This is a genomic window from Micromonospora sp. M51, assembly GCF_018070305.1.
Taxonomy (GTDB): Bacteria; Actinomycetota; Actinomycetes; order Mycobacteriales; family Micromonosporaceae; genus Micromonospora; species Micromonospora parva.
Window position 1 is genome coordinate 1 of the sequence record NZ_JAGPXZ010001542.1, and the last position, 418, is coordinate 418.

Here is a 418-nt window from a genome sequence, read left to right on the forward strand (position 1 = left end):
TCACACCCTCCGCGCCGACCTTGGCCAGCAGTCCCGGAACACCACGCATCAGCCGGGTGTCGTCGGCCTGGGTGCCACCCACGATCTCCGGGTACGCCCGCATCGCGTCGGCCACGGCGCGCGGCACCGAGCCCGGCTCGGCGTCGACCAGCCGCAGGTACGCCCCGGCCAGGCCGGTCAGCGACACGGCGAGCACCGGGGCGCCGCAGCCGTCGACCCCCACCGCCGCCGCCTGCTCGCCGGTGAACTCCTCGATGGCGGCCCGCAACCGCTGCTGCAGCGGGTGCTCCGGCCGCCAGTAGCCGTCCCGCGGCCAACCGGCCGCCTCACAGGTCAGCAGCATCCCGCTGTGCTTGCCGGAGCAGTTCATCTGCACCCGACTCGGGCCGCCACCGGCGCGCAGCCCGGGAGGCGGTGC

Annotated in this window: 1 protein-coding gene; it reads right to left on the minus strand. The window is 75.8% G+C overall.

Annotated features, from left to right (window positions below):
* Positions 1-418, minus strand: a 418-nt coding sequence (locus KBX53_RS35860) for an asparaginase (RefSeq protein WP_210864129.1), incomplete at both ends; no start/stop codon positions are given.